We start from the raw sequence: 17,354 nt of genomic DNA, 5'->3' as shown, positions 1-17,354 counted from the left end.
CTTTTCCCCCCTCAGGGCCGTCTTACCTCATGACGCCATTAAGAGCCGTTGAAGGGAGGGAGCAATGACTATGGAGGGAGCAGTCACCCGGAGCATCGAGTTCCTCGAGGGAGGACTTGGGCGCGCCGCCGCGGAAGAGATGAGGGTGAGCACGCCTGCAAGCCATCATGATGCGCTTTTAGCTGATCTTGTCGAGAGGGTCAAGAGCCAGGACGCCCTGGCCTTTGAAAACCTTATTTCCCACACGTCGGGGAAAGCCTTCGGCCTGGCCTATCACCTCACGGGGGATTACCACAGGGCCCAGGACATAGTGCAGGAAGCATATCTGAAGGTGTTCCGCCACATAGGAAGCCTCAGAAACCCTGATTCCTTCAAGTCCTGGCTTGCCCAGATCATTGCCAACCTCGCCAGGGAATGGCAGCAGAGAAAGGGAAAAGAGATCCCCCTGGATACCTCTTCCCTGGCCTCGGCCGCTCCCCCGCAACCGCTGAAAGAGAGTGCCCTTGACGCCGCATGCACCAGGGAGTCGGTGAAAGAAGCCCTCGGAGCACTCTCGCTTGCGGAAAAGACCACAATCCTTCTCAGGGAATACTGCGACCTCACCTACGAGGAGATCTCGAAGACCCTGAAGATTCCCCTGGGCACCGTGAAGTCCCGCCTCAGCGAGGCGCGGAAAAAGATGGCCCTGTGGCTTTCAGGAAAGGAGGAGCACAGTAATGAAATGCAATGAAATAAAGGACCGGATCGTTGAATCCTATGAAGACGGCGAGGTGAAAGACCGGGAAGCCCTCACCCACATGGAAGGGTGCCGTTCCTGCAAAGCCTTTCAGGAATCGCTGGAAAAAGTACGAGCCACGCTGCCGCTGCTTGAGGCGCCGGCGCTCCCCGAGGGCTTTGCCCGCAGGGTGGCGGCAATGGCTTCTGAACAGGCCGCGCCTCGTGGGCTTGTGAAGACCTTCGCCGGCAGGGTGACAGAGGCTCTTGCCACCTTACTGCTGGGCCGGCAAAGGGCCACCGTGCCCGGCGCCGTATCGACGGGCCTCCTCTTTTCTCTCTTTACCGCCGCCGTGGCAGGGCTCACCATGGTCGCTTCGCTCTACATGGCGCAGTGCAACCTCCTTTTTGGCCTGAGGGTGGGGCCGGCCATCATTTCGCAGAAATCCCTCCATGCCCTTCTCTGGATGCCTTTCGTGAAGGAGATGGACTGGCGCATCTTTTATCAGGCGGCGTCAATGGTCATTCTCGCCTCAGGGGTCATGCTCTTTTTCGGAGGGATGAGAATGCTCAACATGCGGGCTTACTGGGAGGCGCTCAGGTCAGGGAGGAAGCTCCCCCCCATGGCGGTGGCCCTTCCCCTGGTGGCCCTTTTCGCCATGCTGCTCCTGTGGCACCTCATGGTGTTTTTTGCCGACGCCTTCCTGAACGGCCACGGGATATCGCTCGAATGGCCGGTGTACAGGGGAATTCCTTTCTTTTTCAGCAACCTCTCACTCCCCTTCTTGCGCCATCACAGCGATACCTTGAGCATGGTGCTGCTTGCTTCCAATCCCTTCGTCACTCCTCTGGGGGGGGTTCTTCTCTCGGGGTTCGCCCTTGTCCTGCTCCTCACAAGGTCAGTCCGCCATGTTCCCGCGCTTGTCTATACTTTTTACGGCTGCCTTGGAGGAATAGCCCTCTCCATTGCGCTCCCCCAGGCAAAAGCTTATGATTATATTGCCCGTATGGCCTTCCCATGGATGGAAAACCTTCTCTCCGGGCCGGAAAGCTCGGCCGCCACAAGGCTGCTGCTGCTTGCTCTCCCTATCCTGCTCTTCGGAGCCGCAGGCGCCTTTATGAGCGCCTTGAGATTCGAAGAGCAGAGGAAAAGGGAGAGGTTTTTCACCGAAACTCCCGTCCCCGCATTGCTTTTTGGCACTGCCCTTGCCGGCTTCGCACTCCTGCTGGCCTTCCCTGCCATACAGAAGGATCGGACCCTCAGAGATTCCTGCAGATCACTGATCAGCAATGCGCACCGGAACACTTATACTGTGGTACCGCTGGTATCTGTCGGCATCGATACCATGGACCGCACCTTCCCCGGCGGCATGAAGACCTCTTTTTACCCGGCGGCTTTTGATGATGAGCGGCTTCTCTCAAAGGCAGAAGATGGGGCGCGCAGAAGTCATGACGAGAACCTGGCCCGCTCCATCGCCATGACCGCCATGCTCTCCAGGTGGGACAGCGACGGCTTCATAAAAAGCTGGCTTTCCTACGTGAAAGAATGCTCCCCTACCCATTACTATCTCTATCCGAGAAACTTCATTATCGTGAACGGGAGGGAGCATGAAGAGAGCCTCTCACTGCTCGACCAGTTAAGCGACGAGAAGACCTTTTTCATAAGTGACTCCGTGAGGCTTGCCCTTGGAATGAACTATCTCCTTCTCGGGAAAAGTGCGAAAGCCCAGGGGCTCTTTTCGAAGATCAGCGAGCCATACTCCCGGGAGGAGCTTGTCAAGTGCAAAAAACAGACTCAGGACTTTCCGCTGACAGATACCGGCAAAGTGTCCGGAACAGTCATCGTGAATGGCCTCCCCGTCCGGGGCATCAAGGTGAGGCTCTTTGCATCGGAAACCCTCTTCCGCCACTACTCGTTCTATGACAGGTTTTACAACGACGAGCACCGGTTCCTCTGGGACATCAGCGAGGCGCTTGGCCAGGAGACCAGGAAGGCATTCTCCTCTGTCCAGGGTACCCTTCCCACTCCCCTTGCCTTTTCAGGCTCATCCTTCATAGTGACGGAAACCGACAGTGAGGGGCGCTTCACCTTCAGAAATCTCCTCTCAGGGAGCTACCTCGCCGTCCTGCGCTTCCCGGGAAAGCCCGCCAGGGTCACAGAGCTCACCCCCGTGGGGATTATCAACGTGACTGCCAAGGATCCATCCCGCGATATAGGCACCGTGAAGCTTGAGGTGGAGCAGGGGGAGGTGCCGAAGCCATGAACGACCAGATCCTCAGTGAAGGCTGTGTGCTCGATGACCGGTACAAGATAAAAAAGGTAATTGCCGAAGGCGGCATGAGCATCGTCTACGAGGTGGAAGATATGCGCCTCGGTGGTTCCATGGCTCTCAAGCAGATGCGCGAGCTTGTCGCCGATGCCGCGCAGCAGGAGATCCTCATAGGGCAGTTCAAGAGGGAGGCAGAGCTCCTCTCACAGCTCTGCCACATGAACCTCCCCAAGGTGACGGACCACTTCGTCTTCGAGGGCAGGAGGTTCCTCGTGGAGGAGCTCATTGAGGGAAAGACCCTTGAGGCCCTCATGGAGGAGAGAGCGCCAAGGGCTGAGAGCGAGGTCATAGAATGGGCGTCGCAGATCTGCGATGCCCTCCTCTACCTCCATGGCCAGCAGATAGTGTACCGCGATCTCAAGCCTTCAAACTGCATCGTCACCACCCAGGGCGCCGTCAAGCTCATAGATTTCGGCCTCGTGCGCTTCTTTTCCATAGGCAAGCCCAAGGACACCGTCATCATGGGCACGCCGGGCTATGCGGCCCCTGAGCAGTATGGCCAGGAGCAGACCGATCCCCGTTCTGACGTATTCTCCCTCGGGGCGCTGCTGCACCATCTCCTCACGGGCCACGATCCCACCCGCACGCCCTTCATCTTCCCCGACGCGCGGGACCTCAATCCCGCCATTTCCGAGGAGTGCGAGCAGGTCCTTGTCAAGGCCCTGTCCATCGAGCCTTCGCGCCGCTTCCAGCGCATCGAGGAGATGAAGGGGGCACTCAGGGGAGAGAGAACCATCATGGACGAGGCCGAGACTTTTTCCTACGGTAACGAGCCTCCCCGGAAGCTGCAGTACACCCTTTCCTCGCTGGCAAGTGTGGCGGGATGCGCCTTCGGCGTGTTCCTTCTCCCGTCGCAGACCATTCTCGCGATGTTTGCCATCGCTTACAGCCCCTTCTTCATATGGCTCGGCATCAAGGAATACCGGCAGAAGTCATTCAATGCCACGGTGCAGATCACCGCGAACGAGCAGGGATTATATTACCGTGACGGGCTCTCCAGGTTCTTCGCCCGCTGGAACGAGGTAAAGAGCCTTGCCTTCAGCAACGACCGTTTTTCCGGGCGGCGCAAGGCCGACGTGGAGACGGAGAAAGGCTCATTCTCCTTCATGGCTTCCCCGGAGCGCGAGGGAAGAAGCTTTCTCCCGCCCTCCCCGCTGCAAAACGCCGAGCGCCTCTGCCACATCATCATCACCGAGGGGCGCCTCAGGATTCTGCAGCCCGGTAGCGAGGTCTACGGGAGAAAATAGCCCCTAGATGCCCTGGAGCGTGGGAAGAAGATCATCAAGGGAGAGCTCGAAGGCGGCGCAGGGACAGGTGATCCCCCAGTTCTCAAGGACCTGGGGATGGACCTCGCCGATTATTCCCACTTCCTTCTCACCGGCATAGACAGCCCCTGCCCTTCCCTCGATAAAGGAGGGATGGTCCTTTTTCTCGAGGCGGTAGGGGATTTGAAGATACCACAGCAGGGACTGGAGGGTGCTGTGGGCCTCGGAGAAATTCGATGAGCTGTGGGCTACAAGAGCGCCGAGATGGTGGACTGTGGCTACCCCCTCGTCACGGCTGCTGTCGCGGAGCACCACCTCACCTGTCTCAAAAATGCGATGGGGGTATTCAACGCGGGGGTTTTTCGATTCTATCTCGAGCAGGATGGGAACGAGGGAGGACCTTATGACCCCGTACGTCTCGCTCATCACATTGTCAATGGCCACGGGCTTCTCGTCGTGCTGCATCTTCGCCGAGAGCGTTTCCTGTGACGTGAGGATATAGGTCATCACTTCCTGGAAGCCCATTCCCAGCATCAGTTCGCCGACGACTTCGGTGAGCCTCATGACGGGTCTGGAGGCGCCGATGGTGAATTTCTCCGGCATCTGGGGCACAAAGGTGCCGTACCCCCTGCCGATGCAGATATCCTCGATGAGATCGACCTGGTGGAGGCAGTCGAGGCGGTACGGCGGCGGCACGCATTTCAGGGCCTGACCGGCTTCCGTGACGGCATGGCCCATCTTCTCCAGATGTTCACGGGCTTCGCCGTCAGTGAGGGATTCGCCCACATAGGTTTCCGCGAAGGAGAGATCAAGGGTCACCGGCTTCTCGAACCTGAAGGGCGTCCTGTGAAGGCCGCCGTCAGGATAGACAATAGTGAAGGGATGGATGGTGCCGCCGCGGTCAGCCATGTTGCAGGCCATGATATTGAGGGCCAGCGTCATGGGCTCCCGTTCTTTCCCCGTCACATCGACGAAGAGAAAGTCATCGCCGACGGCGACGCAGCCGAGATCGTTGCTGTTGATAATGGGAGCGAAGGAGAGCACTTTCTCCCTGCTGTCCACGATAAGGGGATAGAAGGGAGAGGACTTCACCAGGTGGCCGTACTCCCGCCCCTTGGGATGCTTCTCAAGAATCTCCGCGAGGTCCAGCTCCTCGGTGAAGCCAAGGGGGGCGAAGCGCCTTGATCCGGGCCTGTAGCCGTTGAAATAGAGGGGGAATCTGATCTCCCTCGCGTTATAGACGCCTATGGAAATCAGATCCCTGGAGCGCCCGTAATTCTCGCAGAGCTTCTCCTGCGTCTGAATGAGCTCTCTGAGGAAATCGTCAGTGACGCTGATGCCGGTGACGGTGAATCCGCCGATGTAAGGCCTCACGTCCTTGAGATCGCCGCTCACGATAATCCTGTGGTCCTCCTGGGGGGCCTCCTCAAAGAAGCCGTAGGAGTCCCTGCCGCCGAAGTGGCAGTTCCTGATCTGCCGGGCCGTGCCCTCGGCCGACCAGAGATCGGGGCGGTTCGTGTCATTGTTCTCAAGCTTTACCTCGCCGCTTGCCATGTCGTAGCCTTTGAGCTCTGATTTGGCGCACTCAAGGCATGCCTCAAATTTCTCGAGGGGCATGGAATCAAGCTTTATAAGAGAAAGCACATCTTTCAGGATACAGGTATATGACGGCATCAGAACACCACCTTTGACTGCCTTATAAATTCCAGGTCATGGGTAAAGAGCTGGCGGATGTCCTTGATCCCCAGGCTCACCATGGCCATACGGTCTATGCCAAGTCCCCAGGCAATGACAGGGACATCCACGTTGAGAGGGGATGTCACTTCGGGGCGGAAGATGCCTGCCCCGCCCAGCTCCATCCAGCCGAGCTGAGGATGCTTCGCGTGAAGCTCCACCGAGGGCTCCGTGAAGGGAAAGTAAGCGGGGGCGAACTTGATCTCCTGAGCCTGGGCCACCTCCTTGGCAAAAAGCTTCAGAAGCCCCAGGAGCTTCCTGAAGTTAATATCCCTGTCCACGACGATTCCCTCTATCTGGAAAAAATCGGTCCCGTGGGTCACATCAATCTGCTCATAGCGGAAACAGCGGGCAATGGCAAAATACTTCCCCGGAATCGAGGGCCCCGAGGCGAGGGTCCGTGCCGAGAGGGCTGTGCCCTGGCTCCTCAGGATAAGCCTCTTGGTCTTCTCCCTGTCAAAGCAGTAGCTCCATCCCGTGCTTCCCGTGGTGCCGCCATGTTCATGAGAAGCGGCCACCTGGGAGAGAAATGGCTCGGAAATCTGCTTTGCATACCGGGGCTCATGGACGAAATAGACGTCATGAATGTTGCGGGCCGAATGAAACTGCGGCATGAAGAGGGCATCCATATCCCAGAACTCTGTCTCCACGACCGAGCCCTTCATCTCCTCAAACCCCAGGGCGATGAGCTTGGCTCTCACCCTCTCGAGGAACTGCCGGTAAGGATGCTTCTTGCCGATGACAAGCCTCGGCGGGTTCAGGGTGATGTCGTACTTGCGCAGGTCGCAGTCCCTCCATTTTCCCGAGGCGATGAGCTGGGACGTGAGCTGGTTCACCACGGGCCGGCAGCGCAGATAGGGAAGAAGCTCCCGCCCGCCGCCGGTGAGCTCATACGAGAGCAGGGGCTTTTCCTCTATGCGGAAAAAACCCTTTTCAGGCGTCCTCTTCTTGAATCCTCCCCGTACCTCCTCCCTTTCGGCCGGGGTAAGCTCCTTCAAGTCAACCCTTCCCTTTTCCCTGACCTTTCTGAAAAGGGCTTCCCTCTCGCCGATGACCTTGAGGACCTCGCCGTTCACAAGGTGGATCACTCCTTCACGGATGTCAATGGCGCCCTGTTTTTTCAATGAGCCTATCAGGGGGCTTGCCTCCTCGCGGGCCACGCCAGCCAGGGCGGGAAGGTCCTTGAGGCTCACCGACTTTCCCTCTCTATCTTCAAGAGCCCTGAGGACGGCTGCTTCAGGGAATCCCGACTGGGCCACCTGCTCCCCCAACCTGGTCAGGGTGGCAGATTCCTCCACGCCCTCATCTCTTGCAATGATGAGATTCTTGGCAAGAAGCCACTCAATGGCGGTGCGCAGCTGGCTCTGGGCAAGGCCGCTTGCCTCTGCAAGCGAGTCGCAGGACAGGCGAGGCGCGCCCTTGAAGGGGAGAAGGATCTGTGTCTCAAGGGGGTGAAGGCGCTCGGCAATCTCCTCATGGTGTGACATATGGCAATGCTCCTTTATGCTGACACACATGGTAAATAAGGTAATCTACAATGATGTCGTCAGGTGTGCTCTTGAGAGTAAAAGCCCGGGAAATCTCAGGAGAAGAGGGGCACTCTTCTCCTGAAAAGGGTCACTTGAGCAGAACGATTAATAGGGCGACACGTCAATGTTTATCGGGCCGGCTCCCACCGCGACAGTTGCCGTGACCGTGTTGGATGTAGTATCTATGATGGAGACATTATTTGCTCCATTATTACACACATAGAGAGTCTTTCCATCGGGGCTCAGGCAGAGGCCCATCGGTGTCGTGCCCACGGGGATGGTTGTCGTGACAGTGTTGGTGGTTGCGTTGATAACCGAGATATTGTTGTTCCCCCGGTTGGACACATACACGTAGCCGGCGGTCGCCTGGAAGCCGCAGGCCACCCCGTAAGGGTTGGTGCCCACGGGAATGGTGGCGGTGGTGCTGAAGCTTGCCGTATCAACCCTGTTCACCCTGTTATTGGCAGAATCGGCGACAAAGAGAGAGGTGCCGTCGGGATCGACATCAAGATCGGCATTTCCCACATTGGGGATGTTCGTGAGAAGCTGAAAGTTCCCCGTGGAGAGATCGACTACCGAGACGGAATTGTTTGTGTTGCTCACATAAGCCCTCTTGTTGTCGTTCGACGTGGTGGCCTCGAGGGGATTGCCTCCGCATTGGAGGGCGTCACTTATTCCCTTGTTGATGGCGTTGTAAATATAGGAATACCCATCGCCGCTTGAGGCGATAAGGACATAGGAGGCAAGGGGGCCTTCAGCAACTCCCTTGGGAGCGTTCATCCCGCCGTAAACGGCAACTACCTTCTTGTCAGGCACGCTTATGGTGTTGAAATTCCCATCGCCGCTCGTCGAGACAAATACCAGCGACCCGGCCGGATCAGCGGCGATGCCATAGGGGGTTGTTCCCACGGAGACCGTGGTCTCATAAGCGTTGCTGCTGAGGTTGATGAATCCCACGGTACCTTCATTGGAATTGGTGACGAAGGCATACCGCGTATACGTGTATCCAGTATTCGATGTACCGTACGATGAACCCGATCCCGATCCTCCTCCGCACCCTGCCATCACAAGAGCTGCTCCCAGAAGAAGCAGCCCGATGACCGCGATGAGGGCCAATGTTCTTTTTCCTGTCTGCATGATGATTTCTCCTTTCAGATATTCATGGATAGTGACTGCTTTTTACTCGCCGGATTGAATTTAGAACCTGGATTCGTATCTCTCTTGTCCCGGCCATTCCGCCCGGCATCCCGTGTAATAATTTTCCCCCCCGGGGGCAAAGTCCTTCTTGAGGATAAAAAGGCCCACGTCATTCCAGGTGGAAGAAAGTGCTCTTGCCTTGCTTTTTCTTCTCGAGCTGCTTGGCCCTGTTCTTGGCCTTCACCAGGTATGAGCCCATTTCTGAGGCATCATGAAAGAGGCGCTTCATATTGGTGGTGCTTCCTATCGAGAGGGAGGTGATCGGGAAATCCCTTGCCTCTCCCTTCCTGTCACCCCCCGTAAAGGAGCCCCTGTCAAGATCCTCCTTTTTAAAGCAGGATTGTACCTGCGAGTCAAAGAGATCGATGATTTTCAATGCCACTCTCTCAAAAAGCTCCACGCCGGTGATGATGATAAAATCATCGCCTCCTACATGGGAGAGAAAGGGATGGCCTTCATCAAAGGCCTCGATGGCCTGGATCAGGATCTTCCCGCAGAGCTTGATCATCCTGTTGGCGCTGTTGAATCCATAGGCATCGGCATAAGCCTTGAAATTGTCAATATCCACATGCATGAGAGCAAATACTTCGCCGTGGGTGAGGCGCCTGTTCACTTCCTCCTCCAGAGCGTTTCCCCCGGGAAGCCTTGTCGTGGGGTTGCTGTCACGGATCCTTGTGCTGTGGCGGAGAATTGCCTTGATCTTGGCAAGCAGCTCATTGGGATTAAAAGGCTTGCAGTAATAGTCATCGACGACGCTCTCCAGGGCATCGATCCGCTCCTCTTCGCTGCACGCGCCGGTGAGCATCAGAATGGGTATCTGCGAAAAGCGGGGCTTCTTTTTAATCTCCCTGGAGACCGCGAGACCGTCCTTCCCGGGCATCGCCCTGTCAATGATAAGGAGGTCGGGGATATCTTTTCCGACAAGAGAGAGCACTTCGTCGCTGTTGTCCAGGGTGATACACTCGTAGCCGGCCTTGATAAGAATAGAGGCAAGTACTTTGAGCACCGATGGTTCATAGTCTACGATGAGGATTTTGTGCTTCTTCAACGGCTCTCTCCGAAAGGCAGTGCATCCATGATTCAATTATTTGAAAAGATTAAAAATCCTCTTGCCGTCCCCCCCCCATTTTCGCCCCATGAGGAGAAAAGAGGATTTCCCGCAGTTCCAGGAAATTATTTATCACAATACCACTCTCTGGAGGCATCACTTGGAAGAACCGGCTGCATTGTGGGAGCTTTACAAGGGAAGGAACGACTCGCGGGCGAAGGAGAGTCTCCTGGAACACTATCTTCCCCTTGTAAAGCAGATCGCGCTGGGAATACTGAAAAAACTCTGGTCCGGCATTGAAATGGATGACCTGGTGAGCGACGGAACCATTGGACTCATGCGGGCCATCGAGCAGTTTGACGCCTCCAGGGGCGTCAAGTTTGAAACCTATGCCACGCCGGTCATCAGAGGAGCCATTTTCAACGGCCTGCGCGACCTTGACTGGATGCCGGAAAGAACCCGTGCCAAGGTCCGCTCGCTGCAGCAGGCCATGGAAAAGTTCATGATGGAACATGGACGGCCGGGAACAGAGGAGGAAATCGCCAGGGAGCTGAAAACCACTTCAAGAGAAGTCTCCGACCTTGTGCTGGACCTTTTCTGCATGTACGTCCCCTCGCTTGATCAGCCTCTTTCAGACGGGGAAGAAGAGAGCTTCTCCTTTCTTGATGTGCTCGAGGACAAGACGGGTAGCGATCCCGTGAGCGAGTACGAGGCCCAGGAAGACAAGAATATCATCAAGAGCGCCATGGCGGAGCTTGACGAAGATGAAAAGACTCTCATCCAGCTCCACTACTACCAGGGAGCGTCTTTCAACACAGTAGCGGAAAAGATGGGGATATCCCTTCAGAAACTCCAGCAGATCCATCGCAGGGTGGTCTTCAAGCTGAGAGACTGGCTCGCAAAAAGAGATTACTGAGAGCCCTTGGCGGAGATCTCATTATTCACCACGACAAGGGTGAGATAGTACTGAGGCGCGCTCGCCAGGTGCGCCGTGTCAAAGCGCATCAGGCCCATCAACTCCAGCACCGCATTGTCGATTTCCTTGTTGCCGCATGAACGGACAAGCCTGATATTTGACGGCTGGCCTTCCTGATCGAGAGAGACGGTCATCTCGATTGATTTTGCGGAAAAAGTCTCTGACCTGGTGATGCCTTCACAGAATGCGAGGGCATTTGTCAACGGGAGAGGCGCCTCTTTGGGCGGGAGAATAAAGAGCTTGCAGCCGCCTGCCAGGGCGGTAGGCGCCACCATTGCGCCCGTGCCTGCGCCTGTTCCTGTCCCGTCACCGGAGCCTCCTCCCGCAGAGCCTCCCCCTTCATCACCCTGGGGGGAGCCGCCGGTAAGCTCGGGCGGCGGACTGCCAGGCGGTGGCTCACGGTCCTGAGTGAAGGAAATCAGGGGAGGGGGCGCTTCGCCGGGAAGGGGTGGTGGCTCCGACGCGGTGATTACCGGCGTCTTTGCGAGATCGACATCAAAGAGCTTTTCCTCTGGAGCTTCACGGCGGGGCGCATCCCCTGATGAGGGTTTCTCATCTCCGGCAGGAACGGCATCGACAAAGAAAACCTGGAACTTGTCAGGATTAAAACGCGAATTTGGTGCCTTTCCCGTGAGTGAAATGACTGGTATGAGCACCAGGTGAAAGATCAGGGAAATCAAAATGGCCTTATGGAGAACCGTCCATTTCCTTCTGCGCACAAAGCGAACTTCACGAGCTTCCATAGAGAGCTTCCCTGTCACGACAGCTTTCACTTCCTCCCATTATACCACGGAGCACCGCAGCCATCAAGAGAGGCACGGCATCCCCTTCATGGAGGTTCTACCTGGAATTCCATGAAAATATTCCCCGACAAAAAAAAGGCCGGCAGAGAGCCGGCCTTTGTCAGGTTCTGCTGAAATAAAGGCTAAGGCGCGAAAACCTGCACCCGGTGGTTGCCATGATCCACCACGTAAACACGGTCCTTTGAATCAACAGCTATTCCCATGGGGTGGTAGAAATCGCCTGGCAGCTGGCCGTTCCGGCCCCATGAGGCCACCACGGAGCCCTGAGGCGAAATCTTGTGGACCATGCACTTGGTCATGTCGGTGACGAAAATCGAGCCGTTCCTGTCAAGGGCAAGGCCGCCGAGCTTCATCTCGCTCCCGGGAAGGGAGAGGGTCCTGGGGAAATCGGAAGAGAGCTGACCCTGCGCGTTGAACTTTCTCACGCCGAAGACCTTATTGTAGCACACGTAGCAATTTCCCTGGCCGTCAACTGCCACATCGATGGGCCTGGGAAGGGGATCCATATCCTTCTTCTCCGTCTCGGGCAGCGCATCATAATCGCCGTCCACGGTGGTGGAGAAGCTCGTGATATAGCGCTTCTGGTCGTCAAAGACAAAAATCTTCCTGTAGCCGTAGTCGGCTATCACTATATTGCCGCGGGGGCAGAGGGCCATTCCGCGGGGATCGTCGCAGGAAGCCACCAGATCGGTGCCAATCTCGGCATAGTTCGTATAATTGGGGAAAAAGACATGGGCAACGTAGCCCTTGGAATTGACTTTTCTGATCCTGTCATAATACTCGCAGGATGAGTGAATGGCGCCCTTGTTGTCGATGACGAGATCATAGGGTTTCATGGGGCAGATGTCGCCATACCTCTTGAGAAGGTGGCCGTCCATGTCATATTTTTCCAGGCGGTGGCTGTCCCAGTCGGCAACAAAGATCCTTGTGTCGTCTTTTTTTGCCGAATCCCTGCACTTGGCCTCATAGCCTTTTTTGAGATACTTGCACCGGTCATCACAATCATACTTGGTGCCCTTGCCTTCCTGCACAAAGATACCTGTCGGGAAGCGCATGGCATTACCCCACCCGTCAAGGTACCCAAAATGTTTCACCAGCCTGTACTGTTCTGCCCACCCCGGCTGTGAGGCACACACCAGCAGCAGCACCGCCACAGCGCACATCAGTAATACGAGCTTTTTCATGTAAGAGTCCTCCCTTTCTTAAATGACCTCTGTAAGTTTCTCTCAATGGGGGGGAATTTCCTCTTTTAGGCCTTCCTCCCCGCCGATGAGAGAAGGCTCGAAAGGAGGGAGCCCCCCTTTATATGGAATATCATGATCATACTATTATCTACATCATCAGGTCAGCAGTCTGCCTATGCCGGCGAATCTCACTCCCCAGTACATTGCAGCGGAGCAGCGCTTCAGGGATGCAAAGACAAACGAGGAGAAAATAAGCGCCCTTGAAGAGATGTATGCCACTATCCCGAAGCACAAGGGCACCGAGAAGATGCAGGCCGACATCAGGCGGAGAATAAAGAAGCTCACCCTTGATTCGGCGAAGAAGCAGTCCGGGAAAAGCCAGTTCAGCTACCATGTGGAAAAGGAAGGGGCGCGGCAGGTCATTATCGCGGGATTTCCCAACTCGGGGAAATCGGCGCTCCTCTCATCGGTGACCAATGCAAAAAGCGAGGTGGCCGACTACCCTTACACGACACGGAAGGTCATTCCCGGCATGATGAAGTTTGAAAATGTCCCGATACAGATGGTCGATACGCCTGCCATATCGGATGAGTTCATGGAGACATGGCTCCCCGGAATCATAAGAAATGCCGACGGTCTTGTCCTGACCGTCGATCTCGGGGCCCAGGATCCTCTGGAGCAGCTCGAAACCGTCATAGGGCGACTCCAGCAGGCAAAGATCCTGCTTGCTGACCAGCCCTCCCGTGAAGAGGCCCTTCAAAGCGCTGCCCGCATAAGAACCCTTGTGGCATGCACCAAGGCTGAGAGCGAAGAGGCCATGGAAAATTTTTCCGTGCTCAGGGAGCTCTATGGTGCAAGGTTCCCCCTGATTGCCCTCTCATGCCTGCGGAGCGAGCACCTCGAAGAGTTCAAGCGCGGGATTTTCGAATGGCTCGAGATAGTGAGGGTCTATACGAGGGCTCCCGGCAGGAAGGCCGACCCGGACCATCCCCACGTGCTCGCGAAAGGGAGCACCGTCCTGGACCTGGCCCGGGCAATCCACAAGGAGTTTGAAGAAAAATTCAAATATGCCCGCATCTGGGGCTCAAAAAAATACGAGGGGCAGATGGTGCAGAAGGACTATGTGCTCCAGGACCAGGACACCATAGAGCTCCATTCCGCCTGAGAGTCCCGTGCGGGAGGGCTCATATGCCGAAGATATTCTTCTGCTTTCCCGTCAGAGGGAAGGGTTCATGGTGATCGACGGTGATCTCCGCTTCCTTCGGCATCTTTTTTACAAATTCAATGAGATCCCTGGGATCAATCTCTACGGTAAAACCGTTAATTATCTCAAGATCCTCCTTGAGCCTTCCCATCCCGCATTTTTTGCACTGCTCCTTCATGGCGCCGCACGACTGGTTTTCCTTCACCTGAATAATCAGGGTGATCTTTCCCTCTTCCGAGAGATCATGCTCCGAAAAGCTGAACTTATCGCAGACAGGCTCTTCCTGCTCTTCATTCTGCCTCCCGCTCCCGAGCGGGTACTCAAACTGAAGCGACTTGTCCCTGATCTCCATAAACATCCCCCCTTGCTCCTGTGATAACCTTCCGCAAACTCCTATGCTTCTGCGGTGATAATGAGGTGCTTGCCCTGCCTTTTTGCCTTCTCTATGCTCTTTTCCGCCGATGCAAGGATCTCGTCGGTGCTTCCCCCATGGTCAGGAAAGAGGCACACGGAACCACTTATCGTGATCTTCTCCATGAGCCTCTGGGAACCTTCTGCCGCCTCTAGGCGGTTTATCTTGCTCTGAATTCGTGAGGCTACGCTCTCGGCGCCGGGAAGGTCAGTCTCGGGCAGGAGCGCGATAAACTTCTCCCCCCCGTAACGCGCCACTATGTCAATCCCCCTCAGCATATTGAGAAGAATGAAGCCTATCTCCTTGAGGATCCTGTCGCCGAACTGGTGGCCATAAATGCTGTTAATCCTCGCGAAGTCATCCAGGTCAAAAAGTATCAAGGTAAAATGCCTGCTGTAGCGGATACAGCGGTTTACCTCCTCTTCGAGTCTCTTCATGAAGTAGCGGTAGTTATAGAGCGAGGTGAGCTCATCAATTATCATCTGCTTTCTGAGGAATTCGTTGGCCGAAGAGACCTTATGATAAAGAGTCTCCAGGTTTTCCACACGGTTCTTCATTTCATGAGTTCTTGCAAGAATGGCTCCTATCCGTGCGGCAAGCTCCGAGGGATCGAAAGGCTTGGGAAGGTAATCATCGGCACCGCATCCGAATCCCTCAAGCTTATGCTCAACTTCACTCTTTACCGTAAGGATTATGATGGGAATCTGCTTCGTGGAAGCCATGCCTCTCAGCAGGCTGCAGGCCTTAAGGCCATCCATGGTAGGCATCACTACATCGAGGAGAATGATATGGGGATTGTCTTTAAGAGCCTTCTCTATGCACTGCTGGCCGTCCGATGCCTCGGAAACGTCGTATTCCTCAGCTTCGAGCGCAACGCGGATCATGCTGCGGAATGCACTGTCATCGTCTGCGATAAGAACCCTGGATTTCATTATCTTTCCCTTGAAAAGGACCGGTACACCCTGGTGCTTTCTGTATCAGTATAAGAAAAAATAGGAAAAAAGTCAATTTTGTTGACTTTTTTCCTGCAATTGGCTATAATGTGGGCACATGGGGGTGTAGCTCAGTTGGGAGAGCGCTTGAATCGCACTCAAGAGGTCGGGAGTTCGACTCTCCCCATCTCCACTCCGTGAAAACCCACTGTTGAAGAGAAAACGGTGGGTTTTGATTTTTTCAAGCCCTTTCATCTCTCACCGTACAGCAGCCTGGAGGATCGCCGGGTAACCCCGGGGACACGCGCTGCAGCTCCCCTTCAAGAGCCCCTTTTCATAAGATCCCCGGGGAGGTCGGGTCTCTCACAGGTCCAGTATCGTGAGGCCAGGGCGTGGCATAGTCTCCTGCGCTGTGGGCTTTTGCTCAGGGACGCTTTTTTGAGCCGTTTCTGTACACCAGGAAAGGCTCACCGTCTTCAGAGGATCCGAAGGTGAAGGTGAGCTCAAAGGGCGCCCTGCCCCTCACGGTGAGGGTCCTGAGACCGTGGAGGAGGTGGAGGTGGCAGGCCTCGCAGAGGGTGATGAGGTTCCACTCGTCATCGGTGCCCCCCTGGGAGCGCCTGATGAGGTGGTGCACATGGAGGTTACGCCTGCAGCGGCAGCCGGGAGTCTGGCAGCGGAACCGGTCCCGCTTCAGGATTTTGTGGTGATGGGCTGCTTTTTTCATAGTTCCCTCGGTCCTGAGGTACTCTGCCAGCAGGGCGGCAAGGAATTTCTCTTCGGGGAGCCCGAGGCTGTCGGCGCCTTCGGCCTGGGAGAGCCTGGCGAGAAAAGCCCGGGCCGCCAGGTTCCAGAGCACCTCAAGCTCCCGGGGAAGGAAGAACTTTATCATCATGGTGCTCGTTGCCGCCCGCAGGGAGTTTCCCGCCGAGAGGATGTCCACCAGGAAGGTTTCCTCGGGGCGCTCACCCCGGGGAATGGTGCAGGCTTCCCGGGCTTTTTCCAGTGACTGATGACAGGAACACATGGGATTCTGGCATCCCTGCCCATGGGGTGCCTGCTCCTCCCCGTTGCATGCCCCCCCATACAGTTGATCGCTCCCCGACTGGTTTCCGAGGCCCGCACACAGGGTAGAATCTTTTTCAATTTTCAATGATGCCTCGGAGGCGAGGAACTCCTCCACATCGCTGAAATACTTCCAGGGCGCATCGAGGCGCCTGTCCCGGGAGGCGACGAGCTCCTCGTCATCTGATGAGAGGGGCCAATAATTGGGGACAGACACCATTTTTTTATTGGACTGCGGTATACAAGTCTGTCCCATGTACCATGAGCCGCTCCTTATGAGATCCTGCACCTCCTCCGGCAGGTCGTGGAACCTCTCGTCGGTGACATAGCGGAACCCGGGAAGAATCACATAATTGTGCGGGGCAAGGCAGTCATACTCCAGGATCCGGGCGATGCGTCCCGCCTCTTCCCTGAGGTCAACGGTGGGGACGCTCGCCGCATAGGCAATCCACTGCTTTTCATTCCTGGAGTCCACGAGGGGAAGAATGAGGCGCGCCTGCTCCCTGGTGATGACGCCCTTCTTGAAGGCATCCTCGGTGAGGGAGTGGCGGTGGAAGCCCTCGGCCATCTTAATGAGCTGGCGGGTCTGGGCCATCGAGAATCCGCAGCGCTCCCCGGCGTAGTCCTCGATGAACTCGTAGCCGAGAAGGCGCTGGAGCTGCCTCTCGTCCATCGCCCGCAGGAGCATGCCTATGGCCACGTCGAGCCTCTGGCGGATCGAGGCGGCCCTTATGAGGCGGCCTGCAATTTCCCTCGCGGAGCCCCCGGCACCTCTTTCCGGCCGGGCCTCTTCCAGCCACGACGGAAAGAAGATGCTCCACTGAGAGGACCATGGATTGTCACCGTCCTCTCCCGCGCCATCCTGACCGGTGACCTCATCGGGATCGCTGATGCGGCGATTCCACATCCGCCTCTTCAAAAGAGGCACACTTGAAAATATGGGGCGGTTACCCTTTTTATT

General features: G+C 56.2%; 14 protein-coding genes and 1 tRNA gene. 6 read left to right on the top strand and 9 right to left on the bottom strand.

Annotation, left to right across the window (positions count from 1 at the left end):
- The first annotated feature begins 64 nt into the window (after nucleotides 1–64).
- The 3 genes from RDV48_02505 to RDV48_02495 are packed head-to-tail and all read left to right on the top strand — an operon-like array spanning nucleotide 65 to nucleotide 4,291.
- Nucleotides 65–730: an RNA polymerase sigma factor gene (locus tag RDV48_02505; protein MDQ7821648.1), complete on the top strand. Its 666-nt coding sequence runs from the start codon at nucleotides 65–67 to the stop codon at nucleotides 728–730.
- Entirely contained in the window at nucleotides 717–2,978 is a 2,262-nt protein-coding gene (locus RDV48_02500) for a hypothetical protein (GenBank protein ID MDQ7821647.1), read from the top strand. Before RDV48_02505 ends, RDV48_02500 begins: the two co-directional genes overlap by 14 nt.
- Entirely contained in the window at nucleotides 2,975–4,291 is a 1,317-nt protein-coding gene (locus tag RDV48_02495; GenBank protein MDQ7821646.1) for a serine/threonine-protein kinase, read from the top strand. Before RDV48_02500 ends, RDV48_02495 begins: the two co-directional genes overlap by 4 nt.
- 3 nt (nucleotides 4,292–4,294) lie before the next feature.
- Here RDV48_02495 and pheT read toward each other — a convergent pair whose 3' ends face one another.
- The 4 genes from pheT to RDV48_02475 all read right to left on the bottom strand — a co-directional run bounded on the left by pheT (nucleotide 4,295) and on the right by RDV48_02475 (nucleotide 9,817).
- The gene (gene pheT, locus RDV48_02490; GenBank protein MDQ7821645.1) at nucleotides 4,295–5,983 is read right to left on the bottom strand and encodes a phenylalanine--tRNA ligase subunit beta; all 1,689 of its coding nucleotides are present in this window, start codon (nucleotides 5,981–5,983) and stop codon (nucleotides 4,295–4,297) included.
- Nucleotides 5,983–7,530 carry a phenylalanine--tRNA ligase subunit alpha gene (locus RDV48_02485; protein MDQ7821644.1) on the bottom strand — a complete coding sequence of 516 codons (1,548 nt, stop codon included), beginning with the start codon at nucleotides 7,528–7,530 and terminating at the stop codon, nucleotides 5,983–5,985. The genes pheT and RDV48_02485 overlap by 1 nt, the downstream gene beginning before the upstream one ends.
- A 147-nt stretch (nucleotides 7,531–7,677) precedes the next feature.
- The gene (locus RDV48_02480; GenBank protein ID MDQ7821643.1) at nucleotides 7,678–8,709 is read right to left on the bottom strand and encodes a YncE family protein; all 1,032 of its coding nucleotides are present in this window, start codon (nucleotides 8,707–8,709) and stop codon (nucleotides 7,678–7,680) included.
- A gap of 169 nt (nucleotides 8,710–8,878) precedes the next feature.
- Nucleotides 8,879–9,817, bottom strand: coding sequence for a response regulator (locus tag RDV48_02475; protein ID MDQ7821642.1), 939 nt, complete (start codon nucleotides 9,815–9,817; stop codon nucleotides 8,879–8,881).
- A 160-nt stretch (nucleotides 9,818–9,977) separates the two neighbouring features.
- Here RDV48_02475 and RDV48_02470 point away from each other — a divergent pair, with 160 nt between their 5' ends.
- Nucleotides 9,978–10,733 (top strand): FliA/WhiG family RNA polymerase sigma factor, encoded by a 756-nt coding sequence (locus RDV48_02470; GenBank protein MDQ7821641.1) that lies wholly within the window; start codon nucleotides 9,978–9,980, stop codon nucleotides 10,731–10,733.
- Here the strand turns inward: RDV48_02470 and RDV48_02465 are convergent.
- Both RDV48_02465 and RDV48_02460 read right to left on the bottom strand, forming a co-directional pair.
- Nucleotides 10,727–11,536: an energy transducer TonB gene (locus RDV48_02465; GenBank protein ID MDQ7821640.1), complete on the bottom strand. Its 810-nt coding sequence runs from the start codon at nucleotides 11,534–11,536 to the stop codon at nucleotides 10,727–10,729. The genes RDV48_02470 and RDV48_02465 overlap by 7 nt on opposite strands.
- 182 nt (nucleotides 11,537–11,718) lie before the next feature.
- Entirely contained in the window at nucleotides 11,719–12,780 is a 1,062-nt protein-coding gene (locus RDV48_02460; GenBank protein MDQ7821639.1) for an NHL repeat-containing protein, read from the bottom strand.
- A 175-nt stretch (nucleotides 12,781–12,955) separates the two neighbouring features.
- Here RDV48_02460 and RDV48_02455 point away from each other — a divergent pair, with 175 nt between their 5' ends.
- Nucleotides 12,956–13,945, top strand: coding sequence for a TGS domain-containing protein (locus RDV48_02455; protein MDQ7821638.1), 990 nt, complete (start codon nucleotides 12,956–12,958; stop codon nucleotides 13,943–13,945).
- A gap of 19 nt (nucleotides 13,946–13,964) precedes the next feature.
- Here RDV48_02455 and RDV48_02450 read toward each other — a convergent pair whose 3' ends face one another.
- Together RDV48_02450 and RDV48_02445 are read right to left on the bottom strand one after the other, a co-directional pair.
- Entirely contained in the window at nucleotides 13,965–14,336 is a 372-nt protein-coding gene (locus RDV48_02450) for a hypothetical protein (protein ID MDQ7821637.1), read from the bottom strand.
- 41 nt (nucleotides 14,337–14,377) lie between these two features.
- Nucleotides 14,378–15,328: a diguanylate cyclase gene (locus tag RDV48_02445; GenBank protein ID MDQ7821636.1), complete on the bottom strand. Its 951-nt coding sequence runs from the start codon at nucleotides 15,326–15,328 to the stop codon at nucleotides 14,378–14,380.
- Nucleotides 15,329–15,448: 120 nt separating this feature from the next.
- On the opposite strand from RDV48_02445, the gene RDV48_02440 reads away from it, so the two are divergent.
- A tRNA-Ala gene (locus RDV48_02440) sits at nucleotides 15,449–15,521 on the top strand.
- Between the two features lie 231 nt (nucleotides 15,522–15,752).
- Here the strand turns inward: RDV48_02440 and RDV48_02435 are convergent.
- Nucleotides 15,753–17,354, bottom strand: a 1,602-nt coding sequence (locus tag RDV48_02435) for an HNH endonuclease signature motif containing protein (GenBank protein MDQ7821635.1), incomplete at its 5' end; no start/stop codon positions are given.

This window comes from Candidatus Eremiobacterota bacterium (assembly GCA_031082125.1).
GTDB lineage: Bacteria > Vulcanimicrobiota > CADAWZ01 > CADAWZ01 > Ess09-12 > Ess09-12.
Note: the sequence above shows the minus strand (reverse complement) of the source record. Positions and strands in the feature narration are given on the sequence as shown.